At 56.8% G+C, this 26,566-nt stretch carries 23 protein-coding genes, 1 tRNA gene and 1 rRNA gene; 21 read left to right on the top strand and 4 right to left on the bottom strand.

The features are described 5' to 3' along the window. The first annotated feature begins 45 nt into the window (after positions 1–45). From rrf to ACXYMO_RS15380, 12 genes are all read left to right on the top strand, one after another. Positions 46–160, top strand: a 5S ribosomal RNA gene (rrf, locus tag ACXYMO_RS15435). Positions 161–232: 72 nt separating this feature from the next. Further along, positions 233–309: transfer RNA gene (locus ACXYMO_RS15430), tRNA-Met, on the top strand. Between the two features lie 415 nt (positions 310–724). Continuing rightward, the gene (locus ACXYMO_RS15425; protein ID WP_458879627.1) at positions 725–973 is read left to right on the top strand and encodes an acyl carrier protein; all 249 of its coding nucleotides are present in this window, start codon (positions 725–727) and stop codon (positions 971–973) included. Then, positions 970–2,286, top strand: coding sequence for an alanine racemase (locus tag ACXYMO_RS15420; RefSeq protein WP_458879626.1), 1,317 nt, complete (start codon positions 970–972; stop codon positions 2,284–2,286). Before ACXYMO_RS15425 ends, ACXYMO_RS15420 begins: the two co-directional genes overlap by 4 nt. Before the next feature lie 7 nt (positions 2,287–2,293). Beyond that, complete coding sequence (locus ACXYMO_RS15415) at positions 2,294–3,835, top strand: class I adenylate-forming enzyme family protein (RefSeq protein WP_458879625.1); 1,542 nt, start codon at positions 2,294–2,296, stop codon at positions 3,833–3,835. After that, complete coding sequence (locus tag ACXYMO_RS15410; protein ID WP_458879624.1) at positions 3,832–4,944, top strand: hypothetical protein; 1,113 nt, start codon at positions 3,832–3,834, stop codon at positions 4,942–4,944. The genes ACXYMO_RS15415 and ACXYMO_RS15410 overlap by 4 nt, the downstream gene beginning before the upstream one ends. 5 nt (positions 4,945–4,949) lie before the next feature. Next, positions 4,950–5,114 (top strand): hypothetical protein, encoded by a 165-nt coding sequence (locus ACXYMO_RS15405; RefSeq protein WP_458879623.1) that lies wholly within the window; start codon positions 4,950–4,952, stop codon positions 5,112–5,114. A 250-nt stretch (positions 5,115–5,364) separates the two neighbouring features. Then, positions 5,365–6,318, top strand: coding sequence for an MBOAT family O-acyltransferase (locus ACXYMO_RS15400; RefSeq protein WP_458879622.1), 954 nt, complete (start codon positions 5,365–5,367; stop codon positions 6,316–6,318). Between the two features lie 185 nt (positions 6,319–6,503). Then, on the top strand, positions 6,504–6,872 hold the full coding sequence (gene speD / locus ACXYMO_RS15395) for an adenosylmethionine decarboxylase (protein WP_458879621.1): 369 nt from the start codon (positions 6,504–6,506) through the stop codon (positions 6,870–6,872). A gap of 6 nt (positions 6,873–6,878) precedes the next feature. Then, on the top strand, positions 6,879–8,168 hold the full coding sequence (locus ACXYMO_RS15390; protein ID WP_458879620.1) for a rhomboid family intramembrane serine protease: 1,290 nt from the start codon (positions 6,879–6,881) through the stop codon (positions 8,166–8,168). A 41-nt stretch (positions 8,169–8,209) separates the two neighbouring features. Next, positions 8,210–8,809, top strand: coding sequence for a hypothetical protein (locus ACXYMO_RS15385; protein WP_458879619.1), 600 nt, complete (start codon positions 8,210–8,212; stop codon positions 8,807–8,809). A 76-nt stretch (positions 8,810–8,885) separates the two neighbouring features. Then, positions 8,886–10,433, top strand: a complete 1,548-nt coding sequence (locus ACXYMO_RS15380) for a polyamine aminopropyltransferase (protein WP_458879618.1) — start codon at positions 8,886–8,888, stop codon at positions 10,431–10,433. An 11-nt stretch (positions 10,434–10,444) separates the two neighbouring features. Here ACXYMO_RS15380 and ACXYMO_RS15375 read toward each other — a convergent pair whose 3' ends face one another. Next, a complete protein-coding gene (locus ACXYMO_RS15375) occupies positions 10,445–11,410 on the bottom strand; it encodes a glycosyltransferase family 2 protein (protein ID WP_458879617.1) in 966 nt (321 codons plus the stop codon). Positions 11,411–11,418: 8 nt separating this feature from the next. Beyond that, entirely contained in the window at positions 11,419–12,930 is a 1,512-nt protein-coding gene (locus ACXYMO_RS15370; RefSeq protein WP_458879616.1) for an O-antigen ligase family protein, read from the bottom strand. A 279-nt stretch (positions 12,931–13,209) separates the two neighbouring features. Between ACXYMO_RS15370 and ACXYMO_RS15365 the strand changes: the two genes are divergently transcribed. The 3 genes from ACXYMO_RS15365 (at position 13,210) to ACXYMO_RS15355 (ending at position 16,400) form a co-directional block, all read left to right on the top strand. Further along, positions 13,210–13,713 carry an acyltransferase gene (locus tag ACXYMO_RS15365; protein ID WP_458879615.1) on the top strand — a complete coding sequence of 168 codons (504 nt, stop codon included), beginning with the start codon at positions 13,210–13,212 and terminating at the stop codon, positions 13,711–13,713. Beyond that, positions 13,710–14,411 (top strand): SGNH/GDSL hydrolase family protein, encoded by a 702-nt coding sequence (locus ACXYMO_RS15360; RefSeq protein WP_458879614.1) that lies wholly within the window; start codon positions 13,710–13,712, stop codon positions 14,409–14,411. The genes ACXYMO_RS15365 and ACXYMO_RS15360 overlap by 4 nt, the downstream gene beginning before the upstream one ends. A gap of 87 nt (positions 14,412–14,498) precedes the next feature. After that, positions 14,499–16,400 (top strand): acyltransferase family protein, encoded by a 1,902-nt coding sequence (locus tag ACXYMO_RS15355; RefSeq protein ID WP_458879613.1) that lies wholly within the window; start codon positions 14,499–14,501, stop codon positions 16,398–16,400. A 59-nt stretch (positions 16,401–16,459) separates the two neighbouring features. Here ACXYMO_RS15355 and ACXYMO_RS15350 read toward each other — a convergent pair whose 3' ends face one another. Next, positions 16,460–17,287: a 2OG-Fe(II) oxygenase family protein gene (locus ACXYMO_RS15350; protein WP_458879612.1), complete on the bottom strand. Its 828-nt coding sequence runs from the start codon at positions 17,285–17,287 to the stop codon at positions 16,460–16,462. Between the two features lie 280 nt (positions 17,288–17,567). Here ACXYMO_RS15350 and ACXYMO_RS15345 point away from each other — a divergent pair, with 280 nt between their 5' ends. The 6 genes from ACXYMO_RS15345 to ACXYMO_RS15320 all read left to right on the top strand — a co-directional run bounded on the left by ACXYMO_RS15345 (position 17,568) and on the right by ACXYMO_RS15320 (position 26,181). Further along, a complete protein-coding gene (locus tag ACXYMO_RS15345) occupies positions 17,568–18,908 on the top strand; it encodes a hypothetical protein (protein WP_458879611.1) in 1,341 nt (446 codons plus the stop codon). A gap of 165 nt (positions 18,909–19,073) precedes the next feature. After that, entirely contained in the window at positions 19,074–20,534 is a 1,461-nt protein-coding gene (locus tag ACXYMO_RS15340; RefSeq protein ID WP_458879610.1) for a UbiA family prenyltransferase, read from the top strand. A gap of 78 nt (positions 20,535–20,612) precedes the next feature. Beyond that, positions 20,613–20,993, top strand: coding sequence for a hypothetical protein (locus ACXYMO_RS15335; RefSeq protein WP_458879609.1), 381 nt, complete (start codon positions 20,613–20,615; stop codon positions 20,991–20,993). 40 nt (positions 20,994–21,033) lie between these two features. Beyond that, a complete protein-coding gene (locus ACXYMO_RS15330; protein WP_458879608.1) occupies positions 21,034–22,482 on the top strand; it encodes an asparagine synthetase B family protein in 1,449 nt (482 codons plus the stop codon). A gap of 159 nt (positions 22,483–22,641) precedes the next feature. Continuing rightward, on the top strand, positions 22,642–25,590 hold the full coding sequence (locus ACXYMO_RS15325) for a right-handed parallel beta-helix repeat-containing protein (protein ID WP_458879607.1): 2,949 nt from the start codon (positions 22,642–22,644) through the stop codon (positions 25,588–25,590). Positions 25,591–25,776: 186 nt separating this feature from the next. Then, entirely contained in the window at positions 25,777–26,181 is a 405-nt protein-coding gene (locus tag ACXYMO_RS15320) for a (R)-mandelonitrile lyase (RefSeq protein WP_458879606.1), read from the top strand. A 121-nt stretch (positions 26,182–26,302) separates the two neighbouring features. On the opposite strand, the gene ACXYMO_RS15315 is transcribed toward ACXYMO_RS15320, so the two are convergent. Beyond that, positions 26,303–26,563, bottom strand: a complete 261-nt coding sequence (locus tag ACXYMO_RS15315) for an NIPSNAP family protein (protein WP_458879605.1) — start codon at positions 26,561–26,563, stop codon at positions 26,303–26,305. Positions 26,564–26,566 lie beyond the last annotated feature (3 nt).

Below are 26,566 nucleotides of genomic sequence, written 5' to 3'. Positions count from 1 at the left end.
ACTTATACAGTCGTACGAGACTTGGAATTCAGAGGATTTTTTCGGTTTGGTGGTCATAGCGCAAGTGAAACACCCGGTCCCATCCCGAACCCGGCAGTTAAGCACTGTAGCGCCGATGGTACTGCGTCTTAAGACGTGGGAGAGTAGGTCACTGCCAAACCTAAAAAATCCTGTGAATGTATCTCTCTTCGATGTGCCCCATACAATTCATTGCCTGGGGCAGCGCAATTGGCGCGGGATGGAGCAGCCCGGTAGCTCGTCAGGCTCATAACCTGAAGGTCGTAGGTTCAAATCCTACTCCCGCAACCAAATTTTACACAACAACTACAATCTACTAACGTCCCACGGGGCGTTTTTTGCGTTCGGATTCCCTGTCACGGTGTTGCACAGGTGCCTTATTTCCAGTGTCGACCCGGGAGGCCAATTTCAACCGAACCGTCTTTCGGTGATCTGACAATTTTTGTCTTAAGATATCGAATATAAACTTTTTTGATCGACAGTTCTGGGATCGCCGCGTTGATACATTCTTCTGGGGCATTGCACGACGTTCAGATGCTGAAAAATGTGTGCGGATGGTGAGCGTTTCAGCGGCCTTCGACCCGATTGGCGAGTTTTGCGTTCCAAGAAGATCAGTTATTTGTTACATTGTTTAGCATTAGTTCCTATCCGGCCCTTTTGTTGGCCGAGAAAATTTTACGAAACTACTATTGCTGGGAGTACCGTTTTGAGTTTGTCCAATGAGCAACTGTTTGAATTTCTGGAATATGATCTGGGGATCGACACATCCGATATTGACACGGAAACGCCACTCTTCAGCGGCGGCATCATCGACAGCTTTGCGCTCGTCAATCTTATGACCTTCATCGAGACCCAGGCAAAGATCCGGATCGCCCCGATGGATGTGACGTTGGAAAACCTTGATACCGTGCAGCGCGTTCTGAACTACGTGGATCGCGCGCACTGTATGTCATGAGGTCAGATGCACAATTGATCGAAGCGTCCCGTCAGTTTGGGACGCCATTGTACGTATACGACTTGGACGGTCTCAATCAGCGTTACGATACTCTGGAACGCGCTTTCGAGGGGCGGTTTTGCGTGAGCTTTGCTGTCAAATCCAACCCCAACGTTGCGCTTCTGACGGCGATGAAACATCGTGTGGTGACTTTCGACGTCAGTTCACTGGCCGAAGCCGAGCGCGCCCTGAAAGCTGGTGCTGATCCGCGAAAGATCACTTTTTCCGGACCGGTCAAAAGAACGATCGAGATTGAAACAGCCATATCTTTGCGCATCGGCGAATTGGTCGTCGAATCCGTTGAGGAGGCGAAACATGCATCGCGGATTGCGCGTGACCTGGGCGTCGTTCAGGATGTTCTTTTGCGCATCAACCCAATTAACACACCCCGGGGTTTCGGGGTCAACATGGCCGGAAAACCCAGTCAATTTGGGATAGACGAAGAAGACTTGGCGCCGGCAATTGATGCCGTTTCAAAATGTGACGGGCTGCGCATCAAAGGGTTTCACATCTATTCCGGGACCAACAGTCTCAGCGCCCGAGCAATAGCCGAAAACTTTGAGATTTTCATATCGGTTTTCCGCAAGGCGACGGACCTCTTGGGGGCTGCTCCTGAGAAGTTGATCTTTGGCTCTGGTTTTGGGCTGCCGTATCTGCCCGACGATGTGCCGCTGGACGTTGAATTGCTCGCTTCGTTGGTAAACCCGATCATTGACGCGTTTCAAACCGATCCGGACTTTGCAAAAGCCGAATTGGTTCTGGAAATGGGGCGGTGGTTGATCGGCCCCGTGGGGTGGTTGTTGTCCTCGGTGGTGGCCGAAAAATCCAGCCGGGGCACAAACTTGCGCCTTTGTGATGCTGGGTTCAATAATCATCTGGCGGCTTGCGGGATGATGGGCAGCGTCATTCGCCGCAATTGGCGCCTTTACAACATTTCCAACCCCGATGGCCCAGTGGAAACTTTCACGCTCACCGGTCCGCTGTGTACAACAATTGACGTTCTGGCGACCAACATCGAAATGCCCGCGCTCGGCGTTGGTGACATAATTGCGATCGAGAATTCCGGTGCATACGGTCTGACGGCCAGCCCTACAAGGTTTATCAGTCACCCGGAACCACGTGAAGTCATTGTCGAAAATGGTGTCTTTCGTGATGTTACCGAAAGCCTGTTGAATCATTGGGGCAGTTTAGGTCAGGGATCAGATGCTTCTACGGCCCCAGCGAGCACGCCTGTAGGGAAGTCATCTGACCTTTTGGATGCCAATAGTGTCTAGAAATCCGATGATGGCCGATGTTTGGTCCCGTTTTCGGGCGGTCGCGCGGCAATGGCCAGACCATCCCGCGGTTCTCAAAGGTGATGCCGGTCTGACCTTTGCCGAACTTGGCGCGCGTGCGGCACAGTTTTCGCTCCAATTGCGAAACCGTGGATTGCCCTATGGCGGTCGTTGCATCGTCTGGGCAAAAAACTCGCCGGAAATGGCCATTGCGATTTTAGGTGTGTTGGCCGCACGGATGATCCCCACGATCGTCAACGCACAGTCCCCAACAGCTCATATTTCACATGCTGCGGAACGCACCAAAGCCTGTGCATTGATCACAGATCAGGACCATGCATCGCGGCTGACATTTGACGGTGTTGTATTCGATCTGGAACAGTTGGGTCTCGGTGGTCCGGATGCTGTTTCAGGCACGGATGCACTGCCGGTCCTGTTTCATGATCCGGCATCCGTTCTTTTCACATCAGGATCCACCGGTCTACCCAAAGGGGCGGCGCAGTCGCACGCCAACCTGATCTGGGGAGCGGATGCGGTTGGTCGCGCATTGGGCTTGTCGCATAACGACAGGCTTCTGGGCACGGTGCCTTGGGCGTTTGACTATGGTTGGGGGCAACTTCTTTCGACCTTTCTGCTGGGGGTGACCCAAGTCCTTCCCGATGTGCCTGGGCCGATTGGCCTGTGTGCCGCCATCGAACGGCACAAACCAACCGTTCTGCCCGGGGTTCCGTCGCTATATGCGGAATTGATCCGTGGGATCTCCCCGATCAGGGATACCGATTTGGCGTCGCTGCGATTGATCACCAATACCGGGTCCAAGATTTCAAAGTCTCTTTTCGCAGATACCCTTGACCTGTTTCCGGATGTTGAAATTTCTCTGAACTATGGCCTGACGGAAACGTATCGGTCGGCGACACTGTCGCCGGACCTTGCGCGATCAAAACCCGGTTCAGTTGGGCGCGCACTGCCCGGGGCCGGGATTGCGGTAATCACCGAAGACGGAGGGATCGCCAAGCCCGGAGAACTGGGCGAAATTGTTCATCGCGGCGCTGGTGTGTTTTTGGGGTACTGGGGCGATCCGATCAAAACGGCCCAGGTTCGCCGGCCCGATCCGTTGCATTGCGAAACGGACCTGCCTGCGGCGCCTGCGGTCTATACTGGTGACATTGGCTGGATCGACGACGAAGGGCATCTGTTTGTCCAGGGGCGTCGGGATCGACAGATCAAATCGATGGGCGTTCGTGTCAGCCCGGATGAGGTCGAGGGCCTGATCGAAGCCACCGGGCTGGTTGACGAAGTCGCGATAATTGGCGTGCCTCATGAAATCGTGGGGCAACAGGTTGTGGCGGTTGTTGTGATCCGTGGGGATCCCAAATTGTCGCTCAGGGAACTGAAAAAATTGGCCCGTCAAAGCATGAGCCCGTTTATGCAGCCCATGGTTTGGCATGTTGTTGACGCATTGCCGAGGACCTCAAACGGAAAGATCGATTATCCGACGATCACTGCGACCTATGCTGGCCCATCCGGGGAAACAATGGTGCAGGCATGACACAGAAAACCTCAACACGCTGGGGGCGGGCAATGGAAATTTGGCAAGCATTTGTCGCCGGATTTGTCGAGAGTTCGCGAGCCGCCTTTGTCGCGATGCTGATCGGGTTCCTTGCGATTGCCAGCATTGCGCTATGGTACTTTAGTTATGCGACGCTTGGCTCACCTGTCGGGGTTTATCTAATGCGTTCGGAATTGGACGTGGACGGGTATGCAACATATCGTTCGCTCCATGCGGCGCAAACCCCGAATGACAGCCCTCTCGCTCTGATATTGGGGAGTTCTGTGATGGCCAGCGCGTTTGCTTTTGAAGAGCTGACCGCGCAGGAGATTTCTGAAAAAACCGGAGAGCAATGGCACGTCGCGATGCTGACAACAGCAAAGCAAAGCCCTTTGGACCAATTCGCACTTCTTGAGACCGTTTTGCAGTCAGCGGAAAGCAGAAAAAACCAGCGCATTGTTGTTGTTCTGGGCGTCGACGTCACCTTGAACGCGTGGACACCTGAAAAGATGCTGGAGATTGACCGGTTCGGCAGGCTTGGTATCCGATCGGACTGGGCCGACCAGGAAGTTTTGCGACTGGGCGGAACACCACGCCCAAGGTATTCATTTTACATCGCAGATAACTGGAATTTTTTTCGTCTGAACGGGGGCAAAACCCTGATGCGTCTCCTTGCCCGCACCCCTGCGCAGCCGCGTTTGGATATTTTTGCACCAAAAGTTAGCTGGCCCGAAGAAAAAAGGAACGGCCCGGCGATCGCAGCACAAATCCGCAGTTCTTTTGATCCGGAAAATCAATCTCTTCTGCACACTCTAAGGGAACTGGCCCAAAGATTGAGTGATTACGAAAATCTGGACCTCGTTCTCTTCCACGAAACGCCCAGCCCGGATTTTGTGGAAGCAAGACGACTGACCGAAATCGTTGCCGCCGAAAGCGCGCGCTATCGGGAGTTTTCCCGTGAAATCGGGGCACATTTCTGGTCGCCGATCATTGAAGCGGGCGTTTCTGCCGAGGCGTATCACGATCATTACCACATCGGAAAATCTGACACACAGGCGCGATTAAGATCAGCGCTTGCTGAAAAAATCTCTGAGTTGGAAGCAAAATGATCAACATGCAAAAACACGCACAAACGAACGACGACCCGGCGTTGCTCAGGGCGCGTCGTGCAGGGCAAATTTTAAAGGGTCTGATTGTCGGGTTTCTGTTCGGTGTCGCGATTATTGAATTGCTGGGTCAGATCGGAAACCTGAGCGCATTTCAGTACCAGGGGTTCTGAGGTGATTACGACTCCGCTCTGGTGGGCCTTTCTGGTTGTTTCGCCGATCTTTTATTGGCTCCTGCCCAAAGCCGTGCGAACGGCCGCATTGGCATTCATGAGCTTTGGCTTGTTGACGTACTTTGCACCGTTTGACATCGCGTCCCTTGCGGTGTTGGCGGCGATAGTTTTTTTTGCGCACAACGCCCCCGAAACTGGCGGCCCGGTTTCCAGGATGTTTTCAAAAGTCGGCCGTTCACGTTGGCCATTGGTGATCATTCTGGTCTATTTTTTCTGGACCAAGTATTTACCGTCGATCATGTTGGCGCTTGGCCATCAGGTAAGTTTTCTTGACCTCGCGATCCCGATTGGGATCAGCTATTTCACGTTCAAAATTCTGCATTATTCAATTGAAAGGGGGCGTGGCACGTTGCCCGCGCACGGGTTCTCGGATTTTGCGGCATTCATGTTTCTGGCACCAATTTTCACCGCCGGTCCGATTGAACGGTTTGATCATTTTCTTGCAAACAAGGCCGAGGATTTTCAGTGGGATTTCGTGTTTGAAGGTCTGTTGAGAATCGCACAGGGGCTGGTCAAGAAATTCGTTCTTGCGGTTGTTGCTCTTGAGCTTCTTGAACGCAGTACCGGGGGGGATTTCGGAACACTGGTTGAAAACCTTGAAAACGTGTCCGTGGTTCAGGTTTGGGCCTGCCTGTTCTTGGCGCTACTGTTTTCGTATCTGGATTTTTCCGCCTATTCCGACATTGCCATTGGATCGAGCCGGCTGTTTGGGCTGACCATTATGGAAAACTTCAACTTGCCGTTCCTGTCGCACAGTCTGCGCAATTTTTGGCAGCGTTGGCACATGACGTTGGCGTCATGGGTGTTGACCTATATTTACATGCCGCTGGTGGGGCACACGCGTAACCCATACCTGTCTATCATCATATGTTTTGGGGTTGTCGGTCTATGGCATGTGGCCTGGCCGCCGCATTGGCTTTTCTGGGGGCTATGGCACGGGTTTGGATTGGCGGCGCTGATCTGGTGGACACAGTTGTTTCAAAAACGCCGAAGCAAATTTCTCAGGCGCGGGTGGGTCCGGGTTGCCGGGTGGGCCATCACGATGTTTTATGTTGCCCTAAGCGAGGCATTTCCAACACTGTACGGGGTCGCACCGCTGTCTGATGCGTTCCGCATAGTCTTTGCCGCATTTGGGATTACATGACCTGACAACCTTGGGGCGCCACAAACTGTGGTAGCAACTCAACTGTTGCGGAGTGTTCGTTGGCGAAAACAAAACTACCTGTTGATACCAGCGAAAAGACAAGCCACTACTTTCGGCACCTTGGAAGCGTGTGATTTGTGGTCGATATCTTGAAAAGTTTCCCCCAGTTTTTGCCCGATACCCCCTTGGGGGTTCATCAGATTGTCGAATTTTATGGCGCGCGTGAATTGTTTGATGCGTCTGGCATTGCGCCCGTTCTGACTCGGGCGGCCAAGGCTGCAAATGCGCAGGTTCTCAAGATTGAGGCACATGATTTCGGCGATCGGGCAGGGTTTACGGCCGTGGCTCTTTTGGCGGAAAGCCATATTTCTCTGCACACCTGGCCCGAATATGACTATGCGGCGATCGACATTTTCATGTGCGGCGACGCAAAGCCCGAACGCGCGGTGGCGGTTCTGGAAGAATTCTTTGCCCCCGAAACCGTCCTCCAGCAAACCATCCAGCGCGGGTTGCCGGAACGGATGCAGACACGTTCCAAAATGACCGGGACGTGACGATAGTTGGACCGGTGGCCAATCACCACGTCTGTTCTATGCCTGGCCTGCATCGCTGTTTACGTGATCGAGGGGCGCTGGGTTTATAATCCTCATCCATCCTTGATCGAGGCCCTGACCATCGGGCCTTTTCGTCATGGCGGATCGACCCATTTGGGGATGAACCTTCTGTTGCTGTTCTGGGGCGGATCCATCGTCGAGCCCAAGATAGGGTGGCGCGGGCTGCTGACTTTGGCATTGGCCTGTATTCTGTTCGGGGGATTGGCGCAGGCCCTGCTAGTCGGGCCGAATTTCATCGGAATTTCGGGCGTGGTTCTGGGGATCGGCGGATATGCCATTGTCGATTCAATGCCGGATGAAAAGAAGTGGATGTTCTTTCTTCTGGGATTGGGTGGTTTCGGGCTCGAAGCGGTGTTGCCGGCGACCAATATTGCGGTATGGGTTCACGGAGTTTCATTTCTGATTGGCGGAGCAAGCGCGATGTTCTCAAAATTGTTCAATGCCGGGGGCAGTGGTCCCCAATTGAAACCCATGCAGCTGAACCATCTGAGTTCGGTTGTGAATATCATCAATCAAGTCGACGAAGATGATGCGCTGGACGCGGAAAACACCATTCTGGAGCGCGGCTGTGACGGCATGTTCGTACTTATGGAGCGGGGCACCGTTCTGGGCGTGACGGGCTTTTATCTTGAGCCGGACGATGTGGCGGAAAACGTCGCCTGGCTCAGTTGGACCTACCTGGATGAAAACCGGCGCGACGAGGGACTGGGCGGCCAGATGCTGAATGACCTACTGGGCAAGCTGAACCAGATCGGCATTCGCAAGATTTTCATGGCAACCTCCGATTATGCCGAAGACGGCGTTCCGATCTATGCCGATGCACACCGGATGTACGAAGATTTCGGGGCCAAGGTCGAACTGGTCGTGCCCGATTATCACGCGCCGGGCGAGGCCAAAATCGTCTATGGTCTGGACAATCCCGAGTACCAGCACCAACCCGAGCCCGACCGGCCAGAGATGGACGGTCTGCGCATCCTGGGCGCTGAAATGGCGCCCGAGGCGGACGGTACTCTGGCGCTTGTTTGGGAAGAGGGCGGAGCCGGGATTGCCGGGCTGGAGCAAGCCACCCAGAACGCGAAAGGGGCCCGCATGGCTGTTGTCGCGCTGCCCAGTGACATTTCAACAAATCTGAATCAGGAAATTGTTGCGGCCGGGTATACATCAGTCGGAAAATTGGCTGATTTTTACAGTTCTGGGTTGCATCAGGTTTGGTGGTGTCGCCAATTGACGTCGTAGAGATACGGGCAGGTATGCCCATTTTCGGTATGGAGAAAGTTATGTTGAGGAAAATTCAGGGATTGGTCGTGCTCGCGGTTATCGGATACGTCATCTACGGCGTAGTGTTGGGTGACCGTGGTGAGCAGACCGCCGATCTGGGTCAGGTTCTGGACCGCACGGAATACGCGCTGGTCAATTATCAGGGCTTCCTGAGCGAAAATGAAGTGACGGCCCCTTCAGACGATCAGATCAAGGAATTTACGCTGTTTTACACCGCTGTTCTGAACGCGGACCCCAAGTTTTATGACAAGCCGCTGGGCCTGAACGTGCAGCAGGACGCGTCCTTCCTGGGCTATGCCGACACCAACGGTAACGGCACGCAGGACAACGACGAAGGCAAGGTGTTCACCGTCGAAATCGACGAAGAGAACAACCGCCTGATCGCCACGGACGTGGCGGGCAATTCGACCGGCCTGCGGTTCTCTGGCACCGGCTTCCTTGCCGGCGCCTTGCTGGGCCACTTCATCGGCAAACAGCGCGCCGCTGGCGTTTCGCGTGGCTCATTCGCCAACCGCAACGTGACCAGCCGCTCGGCATACAAAGCACCGTCCAGTGCACGTTCGCGTGCCCGCTCGGGCGGTATTCGCGCGGGCAAATAAGCCAGCCTGAATTCGAAAAGCCCCGCGCCAGCCACGGCGGCGGGGCTTTTTTTGTGACCCAGACCAAGGAAAACCCATGTCCACCGGTACCCGCGACGACGATTATCGCGACCTGCCCCGGCATCAGTCGCTGATCCTTCTTGCCTCGATCCTGATCGTCGCCCTGTGCGGCATTGTTTACGAACTGATCATCGGCACCGTGTCCAGCTATCTGATGGGCAACTCTGTCTATCAGTTTTCGCTGACGATCGGGTTTTTCATGTTCGCCATGGGTATCGGGTCCTATGTATCGCGGTTCATCATGGGCCGCCTTATTCAGGCGTTCATCTACGTCGAACTGTTGCTGGGGCTGATCGGGGGTGTGTGTTCCATATCCCTGTTCATGCTGTTTCCGGCGGCCCCCTGGCTGTACCTAGTGGGTCAGTTCTTTTTCATCTGCACGATCGGGTTCTTGGTCGGGCTTGAAATCCCGCTGCTGACCCGCGTTCTGGCGGAACGGTCGACCACGCGCGAAAGCATCGCCGATGTTCTGAGCCTCGATTATGTTGGGGCGCTGTTGGGGTCGGTGGCCTTTCCGATATTCCTGCTGCCGTCCCTTGGCCTGATCGCATCGTCCTTTGCCATCGGGTTGATCAACATGTCGGTCGCGATGCTAAACGTGATCTATCTGCGCGATCACCTTACCCATCCAAGGCGCACCCTGGTCCTGGTTGGCAGCATGGTTGCGGCCCTGTTCGCGCTGACCCTGTTGGCCAGTCGCATTACCGCCTATGCGCAGGACCATCTCTATTTCGATCAGGTGATCTGGAAGGCCCAGTCGCCGTACCAGTCGCTGACCGTCACCAACAATTGGCGCAAGAACGACATCCGTCTCTATATCGACGGCCATCTGCAATTTTCGGAAACGGACGAGTACCGCTATCACGAAGCGCTGGTGCATCCGGTGATGAGCCACTCTAACATACCGCAGAGCATTCTGATCCTTGGCGGCGGTGATGGATTGGCGGTGCGTGAGGTCCTGCGCCACGACGCCGTGCAGCACATCGACATCGTCGATCTGGACCCGGAAATGACCAAGCTGGGCCAGACCTTTGCCCCGGTCGTACGGTTGAACAATGGGGCGATGAACGATCCGCGGGTCAACGTGATAAATGCGGATGCCTTTAATTTCATCCGCAATCCGCCGCGCCGGTATGACCGTGTCATCATCGATTTCCCCGATCCCCACAACGAGGCACTGGCCAAGCTGTATTCGGTCGAATTCTACACCGGCGTGCGCAATATCATGACCGAGAACGGGGCGCTGGTCACCCAAAGCTCCTCGCCGTTCTTTGCGCCGCGCACCTATTGGACGGTGGCCGAAACGCTGGACACGGTGTTCGATCACGCCACCAGTTATCAGATCGCCATCCCCAGTTTTGGCCTCTGGGGCTTTCACATCGCGGCCCTGGAACCGCTTGATTTTCGCGCCTTGCCGGGTGATCTGAAATCATTCGACGAGGAAGTGTTCGCCGCGTCGCGGATTTTCCCCAAGGATATTAGCCGCCCAAGCGGTCTGACGCCGAATTCGATTTTCGATCCCAATATCTATCGCCTCTATGCACTGGATCTGAAGGGCGGCTAACCGCCCCTGTTTCAGTCCAGCGGCATCCCGTGAATGCCGCGCAAAAGGGCGCGCGCCTCGGCCTTGCGGCCATGCATCATCATCTGACCCGCCTTGGCCATGGCATACCCGTAAGCAACAGGAAGCATCCACCACCGGTGCCGGCGCATGAACATCATGCGCGCGCGGTATAGATAGTAGGTCGAAAAGGCCGATCCGCTGCGCTCCAGCGTGGGAGAGCCGATGGAACTTCCGGCGCGGTGATAGACAATCCCTTCGGAGCAATACCCCAGAGGCAGATCGCCCCGGCGCATGCACCAATCGACCTCTTCGTAATACAGAAAGAAATCTTCGTGCATCGGGCCTGCGGTTTCATAAAACTGGCGCGACGCAACCAGATTGGCCCCTGCGATGAACCCGATGTCGGACAGGTCGGGGGGACGCGTTGTTGCCACAGGGGCCCCAAGGTGAATATTGCCGGTGACGCCGGTTGTCATGTTCACGCGGCCGCCATCGCTTTGGATTTGATCCGGGGTTTCCAGATAGATGATCCGCCCACCCAAAAGGGAAAACCCGCCTTCGGGGGCTGGCCAGTTGGCAAAGGCGGCAGGGGCATCGGGCGTCACCACGCAATCCGGGTTCAGAACCCAGAACCGGTCAACCTCGGGGATTTCCGAAAGATGCGCCAACCCGACGTTGACGCCTGCGGCAAACCCTCCGTTGCGGCCTGACCGGATCAGGGTCAGGCCGGGGCCGGTTTGATTGAGCGGTATGGGTTTCGCGATGCTGCCGGTCGCAATCGGAATATCGGGGGCAGGGGTGTATTCGACATTGCCGGCTGCCCAGCGTTCGATGAACCCGGCCGTTCCATCGGGGGAGTCGTTGTCGACCACCACGACATAGAGATCAGTGCCTGTCGTGCTGAGCAGACTTTCCAGGCAATCAAGGATCACATCCGTTGAGTTGTAGGTCACAATCACAACGCCAAGCGTTTTCATCTGCGGGTTCATTTCCTGGGTCTTGAGCCTGTCTTTTTACCCGCGCCGGGGTTGGACGATTTGCGCGACGCCCGTGTTCTGGCCGGTGCAAACCGGGAAAACCGCACGGTTTCTTCGGTCTGGCCCGCATCATCATGCGCCACCGGTTGCTCTTGCGTGGAATGTGGCGTGTGATCCCGCGCCATCGCTGACGTGGTCTGACGGCTGTATCCGATATTCCGCGGGTTTGGCGCCGTTGTCTCAGGCGTGTCCTCCGTGTCTCCCGGCAGGTCGGACGTAAACAACCAGACACCAGCCCCGAACAGGAAGAACACAAAGGAATAAACCGACGACCACACATGCACCGTACACAGGGTGAATGTCAGACTGATGAATGTGATGACCCAGGCCAGCCGCAGCCGCGCCAGCATGATGTTGTGTTCCAGGTTGACGCGCATGACCTGGAACATGACCAGCGCATAACCGACCGCCAGCATCAGAAAGCCCGGAATGCCATTTCGCACCGCAATGACGAGCCAGAAATTATCCATGCTGCCGGAGTACATGTACCAGGGGCGTACCCAGTCATTCAGCCCCAGACCCACCCACGGGTTGGCCCAGACGTTTTTCATACCCCATTCAAAGATAATGCTGCGCCAATAGGCATTGTGGGCCGAAAACGTGGCATAGGTGAAAAACACCTTGAGAGGTGTCCGGTTCGACGCCAGGTCAATGGCCACATAGACCACGGCCACGATGCTGAGAAGGATGATCCACCGGCTGCGCAGGTTGCGGAAAATCCAGTACCACATCACCAGAAAGAACTGCATGAACACCGGCAACAGCGCGCCGCTGGACAGCGACAGAAACACCCCTGTCCCGATGATCAGGGCAAAAACCCAGCGCCCCATGTCGCTGATGATATCCTTGAGCCCGACAAGCGTGAGAGAAAAAGCCACCGAACAGAAAAGCCCATAGTGGATGGGCGTGCCAAAGGCGACCTGCGCGCGTTCAAGGCCCAGGCGGCCGTCGATGGTGACGATCTTTTCGGTCACAAAGAACGGCATTCTCCACAGCGCCTCGATCATTGCGGGTCTGCCGGTCAGGGATTCGTGCAGTGCCATGGGCACCGAGATACACACCAGGAACAGGAAGAATTTCGCCATTGCGATGAAATCCTCTGCCGTCCTGATATAGGCCCGTGCAAGGAAGTACCCGCCAATGAACTCCAACCCGACAGACCCGATCTGGCTGACCAGCAAGTCGCGGTTGTTGACCGACAGCGATACGGCCATCCACCCGATGTGAATGACGAACAGTATGTCGGTTGGGATCACGCGTCCGAACTTACCCTGAAACAGTTTGATCAGGATCGGAATCAGCGACAGCAACAGCACAAACCGGACGCTGGTCAGTAAAAGCCCGCCCGCATAGAAATGGGCCGGGATGATTACAGCGATCAGAAACAGGGCAACCGGCAGGGCAACACGACGTTTGCCAAGCACGTACTTGGCGCTGGGCACGTTGAACTTGCCGCTCACTGGTCTGGATATCTGTTCGCTTACTGCCAAGAATGTGTTCCGAAAAAAATGGGTTTGGGCCGAGATCAACTTATGTCGAAATGCCCGCCATGCGAAGCAACTTGTATCCAAATAGTCAATCGTAAGAGGGTCTTTATCCGCAAAATGTGACTGTATCGCGGCGAGTTTATACCATCCTTTAAACATGTGGTACGCAAAAGCCGGATGGCCGATGGACCGGACAGGGACGATGGATTATCTCTGAGGGTGAATTTCAGGGCGACAAAGGCCACCAGTATTATGACAAGCAATTCTCAAGGACATACCAAGGCCAAGGCCCGTGGGTTGAACCGCCTGTCGGGGCTGCGCAACCTGTTGGTCAATACGCGCCGCTGGATCGACACGCGTCTGTGGGGCATGGATATCCATCCCACCGTGCAATACTCCCTTTCGGCAAAGCTGGACCGGACCTTTCCGATCGGCGTTCACATCGGTGCGCACAGTTACATCGCGTTTGAGGCCCGTATCCTGACCCACGACAGGACCCGGGGCCTCTATGTGCATACACGGGTCGGCAAGAACTGTTTCATCGGCGGGCGCAGCATGATCCTCCCGGGGGTCGAGGTGGGCGACAATTGCGTTGTCGGTGCGGGATCGGTTGTGACCAAGTCGGTGCCGCCCAGATCGCTGGTGGCGGGCAATCCGGCCAAGGTGATCCGTTCGGATATCGATGTCATAGAATATGGCCGTTTTGTCGATGCCGATGAAACCGAACGCGCACTGGCCAGTCAGGGCCTGACTTGAGGGCGGGTGCCATTCTTCTTGCCCTGTTCGCAGGTGTTTTCTGCCTGTTGGTCGCGCGTGCCTATTGGGGTGTCCGCCCTGATATAAAGACCGTCGATATTCCTGTGCCGTCGATCCCGGCGGGCACCGGACCCATCAAAGTCGTTGTTCTGGGCACCAGTCTGACCGCAAATTACGATTGGGCGGATCAACTGGGCGACATGTTTGCAAATTGCCCGTCGCGCGACGTCGCGGTTTCGGTCGTCGCCCGGCCCGGCGCCACGTCGCATTGGGGGCTTGAGCAAGTGGACAAGGTGGTGGCGCTCGCCCCGGAAATCGTCCTGATCGAATTCGCGGTCAATGACGCAAACATTCGCCGCGGTATTCTGCCCGGGAGCAGCCGGACAAATCACCAGTCCATGCTGAATGCGCTAGCCGAAAAACGCCCCGAGGCCCGGATTGTCCTGATGACGATGAACCCGGTCAGCAGTGCGCGCGGTGTCCTGCGGCCCATGATCGGCCGGTATTACGCTCTCTATCCCGACCTTGCCGCACGCAATGCGGTCGGGTTTGTCAACTTGACACGACACTGGGCGGACCGCCCATCGCCAAGGGCCGATCTGCCCGACGGGTTGCATCCCGGGAAAGACGCGGCACGCGAGGTGATCCCAAAGGCGTTGCGGGGGTATTTCGCGACAACCTCTTGCGAGGACGTTTGAGGCATCAATAAACCCATGCGTTGCCTCATCCGGGTTGCGTGGCTAAGACTTTGACCATCACGAATTTCATGTGGCTAGATTTTTTGAATGAATTACAGACCGGAAATTGATGGGCTCAGGGCGGTTGCCGTCGTGCCAGTCATCCTTTTTCATGCCGGGTTTTCCACCTTTGCGGGCGGGTTCGTGGGCGTTGACGTTTTTTTCGTCATCAGCGGCTACCTGATCACAAGCATCATTCTGGGCGACTTGGCCAAGGGGCGGTTTTCCATCGTCACCTTTTACGAACGCCGCGCCCGGCGGATTTTGCCCGCCTTGTTCACCGTGATGCTGGCCTGCGTTCCGTTTGCGCTGATGTGGATGTCGCCCGCGCGGCTTGAGGACTTCGGCAAAAGCCTGGTGGCCGTCACCCTGTTCGTGTCCAACGTCCTGTTCTGGAAGCAGGATGATTACTTTGCCCCCGCTGCCGAACAGATACCCTTGCTGCATACCTGGAGCCTGGCGGTCGAAGAGCAATACTATCTTCTGTTCCCGCTTTTCCTGGCAGCACTCTGGCGGTTCGGGCGGGCGCCTGCGTTTTATGGCGTGCTTGTGATCGCGGTTCTCAGCCTTGCACTGAATGAATGGGCCTTGCGCGATACCCGGATTTCGTCCTCGGCAGTCTTCTATCTGTCCCCGACCCGCGCGTGGGAATTGATGATCGGATCGATCTGCGCGTTCTGGGGGGCGCAGAAAGCGCGCCCGACCCATGATCTGTTGGCCGCCCTTGGCGCAGGCCTGATCGTGATATCGGTTTTCGCCTATGATAAGACCATCCCGTTTCCGTCCGTTTACGCGCTGGCGCCGGTTCTGGGGACCGCCCTGATCGTGCTGTTCGCGACGTCCGGAACCCTGACCGCCCGGTTTCTGGCCAACCGCGTGTTCGTGGGCATCGGTCTGATCAGTTTCAGCGCTTATCTCTGGCATCAGCCGCTGTTTGCCTTTGCCCGCATTCGTACATTGGGCGAACCGTCCACAGGGCTGATGTTGTCGCTTGCGGCGCTGTCCATTGGCCTTGCTGTTCTTTCGTGGCGGTTCATCGAACAGCCGTTTCGCACGTCACCCGTGCCGCTGCTGCCGACGCGTCCACGGTTGTTCGGGGCCAGCGCGCTGGGCGGGTTGGTCTTTGTCGCGCTGGGCGCGGTTGCGATTTCTGGAAATGGGCTGCCCGGTCGGCTGACCCCGGCGCAGGCCAGTTACATCGCCAGCACGACGGCAAGCCCGATGCGCGCCAAATGCCATACCAGCGGACACAGCTATTTGCACCCGGACAAGGCCTGTTCATATCTGTCCGGTCCGGCCCGTGTTGCCGTGTTTGGCGACAGCCACGCGGTGGAACTGGCCTATGCCCTGGCCGAAGATTTGCAGAACGATGGCATCGCCGTCCGACACCTCAGCTTTTCGCTCTGCAGCCCGCAATATGAGAGCGAGCGGTTCTCGACCCCCTGTGCCGCCTGGACCCAGGACGCACTGACCTCGCTGGCTGAAGATGCGGACGTGACCCATGTCGTCGTGACCCACCGGATCACGAAATACCTGCGGGATGCGGATGCGAAGGGGCACGCCGACCTGGCCGATGGTCTGCGCCGGATTCTGGAACAGCTAAGCAAGACGAAGACCGTGGCCTATGTCGTTCAGGCGCCGGAATTGCCCGCGTCATTTGAAAACATCGCAATGAAGACCGCAGCGATACCTGATGCCGATCTCTCAGGTCCTGATCTGGTTGAGTGGTCCGAAATGCGCGCCGTTTTCGACCGATTGTTTCTGCCCGTCCTTGCCCCATATGCGGTAATCGACGCGGCCGATGCATTTTGTGTGGAGGACACCTGTGTGGCCGGGGCCGGTGGGGTGGCATATTATTTCGACCAGAACCATCCCAGCATGGCTGGCGCCGATCTGATCGCGCGTCTGGTTCTGGATCACCCGGCCTTTGCGAACCTGGCGCGCGACTGACCATGAGAAAACGGCGCCCAAGTGAGCGCCGTTAACGGATCATCAGGCTGCGGATCGGTTTACCAGAAGGTGTCCGTCTGCCCAGAAATGTTGATGTAGAGATAGTCGCGTTCCTTGCCATTGCTCTTCATCGCATTCACGCCGTGATACGAGTTGTTGCAGCAGGGAAAGAAGACGCCCATGTTTTCCTTGGGCGACAACGTGGCAATCACGGGGGCGTCCTCGGGCTTGGGGTGGCGTTCGTAATCCTGCGGGGCTTTCTTCTCGCGGTGTTTGTGCAGGGTCAGTGTGCCGCCTTCGATGCCTTCCTTTTCGGAATCCACGAAATACACAATCAGCGAACACAACCGGTTCGCGCGGTCACAATGCACGGCCTTGTTATACCCCTTGAGAGCCTTGTGGATATCAAGCCGCGTGAACAGATCGACCGCGCCCAGATTTCCCCGTTTCGGAATAAAGGAATCGCGCACGTTGCTCAGACGCTCGCGCAGGGTCGGTTTGGCCGTCATGCCCGAGCGGCCTTCGATCAGGCCGTGGTCGTAGCGATCCGGCAGGATCTCGGCGCGGCATCCGATATCTTCCAGGTGCGGCCCGAACAGTTCGAGAAATTTCTCGACGAAGGCGGGCGAGTTGACCCAGTTGTCGAACTCGGCCCAGGCTTCGGACCGGGCGATCAGGCTGTCGTAACTGGTGTCGCCGCGATAGATGTCAAACCCCTGACCGGTTCGGCTCCCGGTTACGCCGGTTTCGCTTTTCTGGTCTTCAAAGATGCTTGAATCGGGATAGTCGGCCCGCAGCGCGGCGTACATGGACGGATCCAGTATCTGGTCGGAAATCACATGAGGGAAAGGGTCGGCGACGACGTCTGAGGCGGAAATATTGAGCAATTCTGATACTCCAAAAAAATTGGTTCTTTCCAAAGAGTATTGGGGCACCTTTTTCAACGCAACAGATAACTGACAAGCCCGCGCAGTGGCCCTGAGGTTGGCCAGGACCGTTGATGAAATGATGATAATCGCGCCAAAACCGGCTGAATTGATCGCTGCCGACGTTGCATTTCTGCTGCGGTGCAACATGCAGGGAAATCTTTGGTAGCTGTGTGAATTGCGATCAAGTAAAGCATAAACAACGTCCCAGGATAAGAATTAACCCCAGGGGTCAGTTGGTTTGAATGATTTGAACGAAGCCGCGATCGAGCGCCGCACCCCGGTCAGCATCGCCGCCGAAGCGTTGGTATTGTGTGCCCTGGCGTTCGGCATTTCATGGTTCGGGTTTCGGGCCCTGCCGGCGGCGCTGACCGATTGGCAGTTCGTCGATGTGTGGTTCGACAGCGACCTGCCCCGCGTCGTGCAAAACCTGAGCGTCCGGGAGCACGGGCACGAGGGGCTGTTCAAGCACCCGATTTTTTCGATCCTGCTGTGGCCCCCGACGGTACTTCTGATCAAGATCACCGGCGACGTTTTGACCGCCGTCGCCCTTTTGCTGGCGTTGAATGCAAGCATCGGCACCTTTGCCTTCTGGGCCTTGCTGCGCCGGGGCGGTCTGGTGTTTCCGGACCGGGTCCTTGGCACCCTTCTCATGCTCAGCTCGGCGGGGTTCGTGTTCTGGATGACGGTGCCGTCGACCTATCCGTTTTCGATGACGACGATCCTTGTTGCCCTGCACATGGTCTATTGGATCGACATTCGTGACCCCCTGCGCCGCACCATTGCGATGATCTTTGGCGGCATCGCGGCCCTGTCGATCACGACCACGAATTTCCTGATCGCCGTATCCGGTGCCCTTGCGGCGACCGGGGTGCTCGATGCATTGCGCCCGGCGGCGATCTGGGCCGCGTTCCGACGCAACTTTGCCCGCGGTGTTTTGTATCTTGGCGGCGCCTTCGTTCTGACTGCGGTCATTGCCGTCATTCAGGACCGCATTTTCGGGGATGCGGGTCTGTTCTTTAACGTCCTGTCGCTGATGAATGAAAAACAGTTCATCGGCCAGGCGCAGGCCAACCCGATCCAGTGGCGCCCGGCCCTTGTGCTGATTGCCCCGGCCATCGCGCCAGTGCATGAAATCGTTGAATCGCTCAGCACGCCGGGAAAATTTGTTTTGCGGATGTATAACTATGGCTTTGGCGGCACGCTTCATATTGCGGCTGCCCTGAGTTGGGTCGCGCTTTTGGCAGCGGGGCTGATCCAGATTGTCCGCAGTTATGCAAATGGCCCCCTGACCCCGACATGGGAACGCAGCCTTGCTTGGCAGCGGCTGCAGGTATCGGCACTGGTTTCCCTGATCCTGTTCCTGGTGTTCTACCTTGTCTATGGCGCCGAGGTGTTTCTCTATGCGGCGCAGATCGGCCCGGTGCTGCTAGTGATCGCGGCAAACCCGCTGGCCCGGCGTGGGGCAACATTTGCAAGGCTTCTTGTGTGTACGGTGATCGTTCTGGCGGGCGCGCATAACGCGATGGAGTTCGCCCGTGCGATTCAATCCGTGGATACAATCGTGGCGCGCGGACAGTGACATGGTGCCAGAAATGCCAGATATTGGCCTTGAAGCTGAACAATTTGCATTGTGTATTTCGGTCACGCATTCGGCCTGTCGTAAAGGGGCGGGGAAATGATCGCCTCAGCCTTTGACCCAGTTGTTAGATGCATGGCCGAAAGGCGTGCGGAGAAATTTGATTAAATGACCATTGAACGCCCGGACACCGAACAAAACCGGCTGACGTTTGTCGACATCGATGGAACGCTGATCCGCTCGGACCTGTTTGTCGAATCCTCACTGCGCCTGATCAAAAAGAACCCTCTGGCCGTTTTCCGGTTGATGGGCTGGCTGATGAAGGGGCGCGCGCATGCCAAGCGGCGCGTGGCCGAAACCTGCGATCTTAAGGTCGAGGCCCTGCCTTATGAACGCGAGGTGGTGGAGTATCTGCGCGAAAGACACGCAAGCGGCGACCGGCTGGTTCTGGCCTCGGCAGCCAGCGAAACCCACGCTCGCCGGATTGCCGATCACCTTGAGATTTTTGATGATGAGATTCTGGCCAGTTCGGACTCGGTGAACATGAAGGCGTCCAGCAAGCGCGATCATATGAGCCGTTTTGCGGGCGAAGAGCCGTTTACCTATGTCGGGGACAGCAAGGCCGACGTTCCCATCTGGGAGCGCGCCACTGCCGCCGTCACGGTCAACGCCCCGTCCCGGCATGTCGAAGACCTGCGCAAGCAGGGCAAACTGGAAAAGGAATTTCAGACGCGGGGCAGCACATCTAAGGCGCTGCTGAGGGGGATGCGCCCCCAGCAATACGTCAAGAACGTGCTGGTGTTTGTCCCCCTTCTGATGAGCCACCAATATGGCGACCTGTCCAAGGTGCTGCTGGCGCTGCTGGCATTCTGTGCCTTCTCGGTCGTGGCGTCGGGTGCCTATTTCCTGAATGATCTTCTCGATCTCGAGGCGGACCGCCTGCACGACAAGAAACGGTTCCGCCCGCTGGCCTCGGGGGAACTGCCACTCAAGCTGGGTGTGGTCGGGGCGCTGGCCCTGCCGATGCTGGGGTTTGTCATCGCCGCCCTTGTGTCGCTGAAATTCAGCTTTGTCTTGCTGGTCTATTTCGTAGCGACGAACCTCTATTCCTTTTTCCTCAAGCGGTATCAGACGGTCGATGTGATGACCCTGGCCTTGCTCTATACCTTGCGGCTGTTTGCCGGGGCGGCCGCGATCAGCGTCGCCATTTCGCCCTGGCTGGCCGGGTTTTCGATCTTCTTCTTTGTCAGCCTGGCCTATCTCAAACGCTATACGGAACTGGCCAATCTCAAGGGCGACGGCGCCGTTGCCGCGGGGCGCGGATATGTGGCGTCGGACGTTGAAAGCATGTTCACGTTCGGTGTGTCAGCCTTTACCGCGTCGATCGTCGTCTTTGCCCTGTTCGTGAACGACACCCAGGTTACCGGAATCTACAAGACGCCCGATCTGCTTTGGGCGGTAAGTTTCGTTCTGCTCTACTGGGGCAACCGCATCTGGGTGCGCGCGCGGCGCGGAAAGATGAGCCATGATCCGGTGGAGTTTGCCGTCAAGGACAAGATCAGCCGCTATGTCGGGGTGACGGTCGTCTTGCTTGTCATCGCGGCCAAAACGCTGGAGTTGCCGCTGTGATGGGCCTTGCATCCCCCATCTCAAACGACGGGCCGTTTTGCGGGCCGCACATCGAAATCAGATATCAGGACCGTTAAAATGGGAACTTACGTCATCGCCTGGATGTTCATCGGACTTGCCATTTCGTGCAACGTCGGCGCGAACATCCTGTTCCGCAAGGCGATCCACAGCGTCGATGTCAGTTCGGGGTCGGTTGCACTGATCGCCCGGGGGATACTGTTGTCGCCTTGGTTCTGGATGGGCATGGTCTCAAGCGTCGTTTTGCTGGGGTCCTATCTTTTGGCCATCCGGTGGCTGCCGCTGGCAACCAGCTATGCCATCGTGACGGCCTCGGTGACGGCCTGCCTTTTCTACTATGGAATCGCGTCCGGAACGGAAGCGTTCAACGCCAAGGCCGCGGTGGGCCTGATTGCCATTCTGGGGGGCGTGTTTCTGATTGTCACCGCCTCCAAAACCTGAGGCGGATCATCATTCCATTCCTTTGGAGCATTTTTGATCAATGACGTTACCCGCAATGGACGCCTGGCAATACAGGCTGACGACAAACCCCGAACCCGGCGCGGTTGCTGCCGCGGGGTATCACCTGACGGTGGGTCCGGACATGGAGTGTGTGCCGGTCACTGATCAGACGGGGCAGTCTGTCGGCTGGTTGATCGGTTTTCCCATTGATCTGGCGGGCAACCGGATGATCGCTGCACCCCACCGCTTTGGGTTTGCATATAACAATGACCCGGATCGCTTTGCCCAAGCCGTCATAACCTCGCTTGCGGGGCGGTTCCTGTGGATTGCGGACCTGGGTGGCATTGGGCGCATCTATCCCGATTGCTCTGCGCTGGTGCCATGCGTGTTTGACGCCGCGGCGAAACGGGCGGGATGCAGTGCGAATTCAATCCTGAGCGATGCCGCGTATGAGGATCGGTTTCAGCACGCGCTCAGCAATGCCCTTGGTGTCGACAAAAGCGGCTGGTTCCCCGGTGGGCTGACCGCGCACCGGGGTGTCGATCGGTTGCTGCCCAATCATTACCTCGACCTGCAGACATGGACCGCTGTCCGATACTGGCCGACCTCTGATATTCCCGAGGCCAGCGACCCGCGCGAGAGCATTCAGGAAATCGTGCAATTGGTGCGCCAGCAATACGGCATTCTGACAAGCAGCGAAAAGAAGGTCGCCATTTCCCTGACCGGCGGGCGGGACACGCGGATGCTTCTGGCCTGTGCGCGGCCGTTTCTGGATCAGGCCAGCTTTGTCACCGTGACCGGCGCGGATGGTCATTCGATGGACACCGTCATGGCCCGGATGATCGCGCGGGGAGAGGGCCTTCACCATATGGAGTTGCCCCGACAGGTCGCATCCGATCAGCAGCGCGACCATTATCTGCGGTTGGGGGGGCACTGTGTGGCGGACGGTAATTCCTGGTACTATCCCAGTGTTGCGCCTTTGCGCGCCGAGCATGTTCTGCTGGGCGGCGCTGGCGGGGAGGTGAGCCGCGCGTTTTTCTGGCAGCCCTCGGACACCCCGGAGACGGCTGTGTCCGGCGCTACGCTGACCGGGCGCATGGGGTTCCGCAAGGAAGACGAGGTGGTTGCCCGTTTGTCCGACTGGATGGCGGCGGCACCGTTCGAAAACACCCTGCACAATCTGGATCTCGCCTATGTCGAGCAACGCATGGGGCCGTGGGGCGCGGCACAGTTCCCGTGTGATCCCACATTGGTGCGTTACGCACCTCTGGTGACACGCAGGGTGATCGAGCTGATGATCGGCTTGCCGGCTGAGTGGAAACGCAATGGCCGTGCCGCCGAGGAAACCGTGCGGCAGGCCTGGCCCGAGCTTGAAACCTATCGCTACAACAGTCTGGGTCCGGTACGTGACACGCTTTTGAAAATTCGCAGGGTGGCGTCTGACCCGGCATTGGTTGTCAAAAGACTTAGGAAGATGTCAAACCGGTAAGTCGCAATATGTCGCCAATGTGTCAGCAACTTTCGGCTGAGTGCATGATGCTGACACAATTTGAACCAGAAAAATTCCGAATCCATGTGTATTCACCTCCTAATCGGCAACGGTTTTGGTCTTGCTCGACCGTTTGTCGCGAAAACGAGGAGAGAATGAATGGCAATAGTTACAGTTGGCTCAACAGCTGAACTCTATACTGCTTTGGAAAACGCCACTGGGGGCGACCGGATCAAACTCGCCGCTGGGGATTACGGCGATCTGAACCTGTCCAACTATTCGTTTGACGCCGAAGTGACGATCATTTCCGCCGCACCATCCGACCCGGCCGTTATTGGTTCCTTGAATGTCTATCAGTGTGACAACCTGACTTTCGACAACCTGATTGTCGATTTCGTTCCAGATGAACAGACCCTGGAATGGAGCAGTGCGATCAAGATCAACCATTCGTCGTCGATCAAGGTCAAGAATTCGGTTCTGGAAGGCGGGGTCAGCATCGCAGGCGTTCCCGCAGACTCCGAACCAGGTACTCAGACCGAATATGGGATCATGGGCGAGCCTATCGGGCGAGGCATCACCGCCGAAAATTCCACCGACCTCGTATTTGCGAACAACGATATCTCGCAATTCACGCGCGGGATCGTTCTTGGGGCCAACGACGGTGTCGTTGTTCTTGGAAACGAAATTCACGATCTGCGGACGTCGCCGCTGGTGGGTGGTGACAACAGCAACGTGACCGTTGTCGAAAATCACTTCTACAATTTCAACCCGTGGAAACTGGGCGGGTTGGGCGACCATGGTGACATGATCCACTTCTGGACCACAACTTCGCAGACTGGGGCCAGCGGGAATTTCGTCATTCGCGACAACCTCTTCGAAGAAGGCGATGGGCAGTCTCTGCTGGGCATCTATTTCGAGGATAACTTCAGCAAAACATTCAAGAATGTCCAGATTGAAGATAACGTGATTCACTTGGGCGACTCGCAGGCGGTGCGCTTGGAAGGTGTGGTCAGCGGTTCGCTGTCGAACAACTCTCTTGTGCAAAGCAGTGGTGGCGTGACCGATCAGCCCATGATCAACCTGGCCAATGGCACACGTAACCTCGTGGTAGAAAACAATCTTTCGGCGGGTATCTATGGCAACGCGTATGACATTGCCGCGGCCAGCGGTATCCAGATGATCGGCAACCTGACGGTGAACTATGACGATCCGCAGGCCGTTAATTATGTCGGCAACCTGTTTGTCGAGGGTGTTCCCGCCACGGACGGCAGTACAAGTCTGTTGGTGACACCGGACAGCGCAGCCGACGGCGTTGGCGCAGCGATGACGCAGTTCGACGTTACGCCATCTTCGGTTCAGGCGGTTTTCCAGGTTACATCGCGTCAGAACAATGACAGTTCGGTGGTGTTCGATGCGAGCTTGTCGGCTGGCCCGGCAGGTTTGCTGGATCCAGCTGAGACCCAATACTTCTGGACCTTCGGCGACGGAACGTCATCAACCGGTCCGCTCGTACAGCGCACTTTTGACCAGCCCGGCAACTACAATGTCGCGCTCAAGGTCGTGGCCGCAGATGGGTCGGTGTCGACATCTTCATACGTTGTCGGCGTAGCCGGAGAACTGCTGGTTTCCTTTGATGGTGCCAGCGGATCGTTCATCAGCCACGGCTATGGTCTGGAAGAGGCCAACAATACGCCTGATCTGGATCTGAAGTCTGCAAACGGCGAAAAAAGTATCGTTTTGGGCGCCACCGGCGTTCAGGCGGAAATCGCCGCGACGGAACTGGATGCGTTGTTCGGAACTGACAAATTCGACCTGTCGATGACCCTCAAGTCAACTGGCGGTGCGGGAAACTGGGGAGAAATTTTCCGTATCCATGGCAGCATGATCGCCTCGGTCGACAAGTCGGGCAACTTCGTGTTCGACATGTTTGCGGACGATGGCAGCCGGATTACCGCAGTGACCAGCGGCGTGTCGATGACGGATGGTGCCAAGCATGACATTTCGATCGTGTTTGACAGCGCCAGCAATTCGCTGAAGATTCTTGTCGACGGTTCGGTGCGCGCCTCTGAGGCAGTTGCTGGCGATCTGAACGATTTCCCGCGTTCCCTGACCTTGGGCAACCCCTGGAACGAGACGAATTTCGCGGGTGAATTGAGCGATTTCTCACTGAGTAGTTCGCAGCCTGAATATACGCTGTTCGACGGGGCCGGATCGGCAATCAACAAGGTTGTCTCCGAAGACGACTCCGGATTGCCTCCTGCAGGCGGCGGAACTGGTGACACCGGCGATACGGCTGACACTGGCGGAACTGGTGACACCGGCGATACGGCTGACACTGGCGGAACTGGTGACACCGGCGATACGGCTGACACTGGCGGAACTGGTGGCACAGGCGATACGGCTGACACTGGCGGAACCGGTGGCACAGGCGATACGGCTGACACGGGTGGAACCGGTGGTACAGGTGATACAGCGGACTCTGGTGGTTCGTCGGGTGATCCTGGAGGAACACCTGTGACCGGTGTCGGTGAAATCGTGCTGGATATTGCGAGCCTGGACGGAAAGAAAAAGATCCTCAAAGACGATGCTCAGGTCCTGCAAACCAGCGATGGTGCCGTGCTTGATTTCGACGGCAACCGGGACTTTGCAAGGATCGGTCGTCAAGAAGAGTTCGAGGATTCTGACCGGCTTTCGGTTTCTGTCGATTTCTCCCGCGACGTAGCCGATGGGAGTGCATCCAAGATTTTCTGGAATGGCAAGAAACTCATGATGAAGGTCGTGGATGATGGTTTTGTCATCCGTGCGGCGACGGTGGACGAAGGGTTCAAGGCTTTCAAAATCAATGACATCGGCCTGAATGACACGGACATTCACAATGCATTCGTGCTGATCGACGATGTTGAAGACCGGATGCAGGTTATGATCGACGGTGTGCTTGTCCTTGATGAAAGCTCTACCGATTTCGAGATCAGCGGGGCCAGCGACTGGAAGCTGAGCGGAGGCGGAAAAAGTTCGCTGGACGGTCAGATCTCTGATTTCCGTCTGGACGACACGGATGTTTTCGTTTCGGAGGATGTGTCTCGCGCAGAAAGTTCGCTGCTCGTGTAACGGAACTCTGCCGACAATAATGAAAAGCGCCCGGCAGTCTAGCCGGGCGTTTTTCGTTTGTGGCACCCCGATACATTTTAAGCCATGGTCTGGCGATCAGTGTGACAGGCGGTGTTCGCCGTGGCGCGAATGCGCTATGACTGGTCCAACCGCTTGCAAGGCGGTGTCATTCCAAAGGATGCAGACATGGAAATTATCGCCGCCGGGTCCCGCGAAACGCTTAGGGCATCGTCAGATTATTTCACCGGAACGGTATGGCAGGACACGATTGCCAATGCCCCGGAACCGGCTCGAGTCCGGGCCTTGCGCGTTACATTTGAACCGGGGGCGCGGACCGCGTGGCACACCCACCCGCTGGGCCAGACATTGCACGTTCTGTCCGGTGTCGGCCTAGTCGCGCTGCGGAACGAAGCGCCGCGTATCATCCGGCCGGGGGATACGGTGTGGATTCCGCCGGGTGAAGAACACTGGCACGGCGCCACAGCCACGACGGGAATGGTGCATCTGGCGATACAAGAGGCTGTGGATGGGGCCACCGCCAATTGGCTGGATCATGTCTCGGATGAGGATTATTCGATACCGCCTGCATGAGCAGCGCCATTGGCGCGCTCGCTCATAGGGAGGGCGCGCCATGTGGGTGTTCATCCGCGCTATTGCAGAACGGACAAGGCGGTCGGAACGATGCGCTGCACCTGAATGGTTTCGCGGTTGATCAGTTCGCCCACTTTGGGTTGCAGGGTGGTTTTCCAGACGTCCGATCCATAGAACGCCTCGTTTGCCGTTCCCTTTGCTCTTCGCTCTCAAACCGGCGCAGCCAGACGTAAACACTGTCATCTTCTCCGCCCCGAAAGCTGCCGGCGATGATCATGCCGAGCGCAACCTGCCGCGGTATGATTTCTTCTTCCATCAGTTTCAGCCAGTCCGCCATGCATCCCGGCCGGATTTCGTATTGGCGCAGTTCGCAAAAAGCCATTTG

It is taken from the genome of Arenibacterium sp. CAU 1754 (assembly GCF_054482635.1).
This window is presented reverse-complemented; position numbering and strand designations above follow the sequence as displayed.

What these genes read in the sequence shown, in the direction of transcription:
- ACXYMO_RS15385 (WP_458879619.1), top strand. Translation starts at nt 8,210, where the DNA reads ATGTTGAGGAAAATTCAGGGATTGGTCGTGCTCGCGGTTATCGGATAC.
- ACXYMO_RS15325 (WP_458879607.1), top strand. Translation starts at nt 22,642, where the DNA reads ATGGCAATAGTTACAGTTGGCTCAACAGCTGAACTCTATACTGCTTTG.
- ACXYMO_RS15405 (WP_458879623.1), top strand. Translation starts at nt 4,950, where the DNA reads ATGCAAAAACACGCACAAACGAACGACGACCCGGCGTTGCTCAGGGCG.
- ACXYMO_RS15380 (WP_458879618.1), top strand. Translation starts at nt 8,886, where the DNA reads ATGTCCACCGGTACCCGCGACGACGATTATCGCGACCTGCCCCGGCAT.
- ACXYMO_RS15335 (WP_458879609.1), top strand. Translation starts at nt 20,613, where the DNA reads ATGGGAACTTACGTCATCGCCTGGATGTTCATCGGACTTGCCATTTCG.
- ACXYMO_RS15315 (WP_458879605.1), bottom strand. Translation starts at nt 26,563, where the DNA reads ATGGCTTTTTGCGAACTGCGCCAATACGAAATCCGGCCGGGATGCATG.
- ACXYMO_RS15420 (WP_458879626.1), top strand. Translation starts at nt 970, where the DNA reads ATGAGGTCAGATGCACAATTGATCGAAGCGTCCCGTCAGTTTGGGACG.
- ACXYMO_RS15320 (WP_458879606.1), top strand. Translation starts at nt 25,777, where the DNA reads ATGGAAATTATCGCCGCCGGGTCCCGCGAAACGCTTAGGGCATCGTCA.
- ACXYMO_RS15415 (WP_458879625.1), top strand. Translation starts at nt 2,294, where the DNA reads ATGATGGCCGATGTTTGGTCCCGTTTTCGGGCGGTCGCGCGGCAATGG.
- ACXYMO_RS15375 (WP_458879617.1), bottom strand. Translation starts at nt 11,410, where the DNA reads ATGAAAACGCTTGGCGTTGTGATTGTGACCTACAACTCAACGGATGTG.
- ACXYMO_RS15355 (WP_458879613.1), top strand. Translation starts at nt 14,499, where the DNA reads ATGAATTACAGACCGGAAATTGATGGGCTCAGGGCGGTTGCCGTCGTG.
- ACXYMO_RS15340 (WP_458879610.1), top strand. Translation starts at nt 19,074, where the DNA reads ATGACCATTGAACGCCCGGACACCGAACAAAACCGGCTGACGTTTGTC.
- ACXYMO_RS15410 (WP_458879624.1), top strand. Translation starts at nt 3,832, where the DNA reads ATGACACAGAAAACCTCAACACGCTGGGGGCGGGCAATGGAAATTTGG.
- ACXYMO_RS15330 (WP_458879608.1), top strand. Translation starts at nt 21,034, where the DNA reads ATGACGTTACCCGCAATGGACGCCTGGCAATACAGGCTGACGACAAAC.
- ACXYMO_RS15365 (WP_458879615.1), top strand. Translation starts at nt 13,210, where the DNA reads ATGACAAGCAATTCTCAAGGACATACCAAGGCCAAGGCCCGTGGGTTG.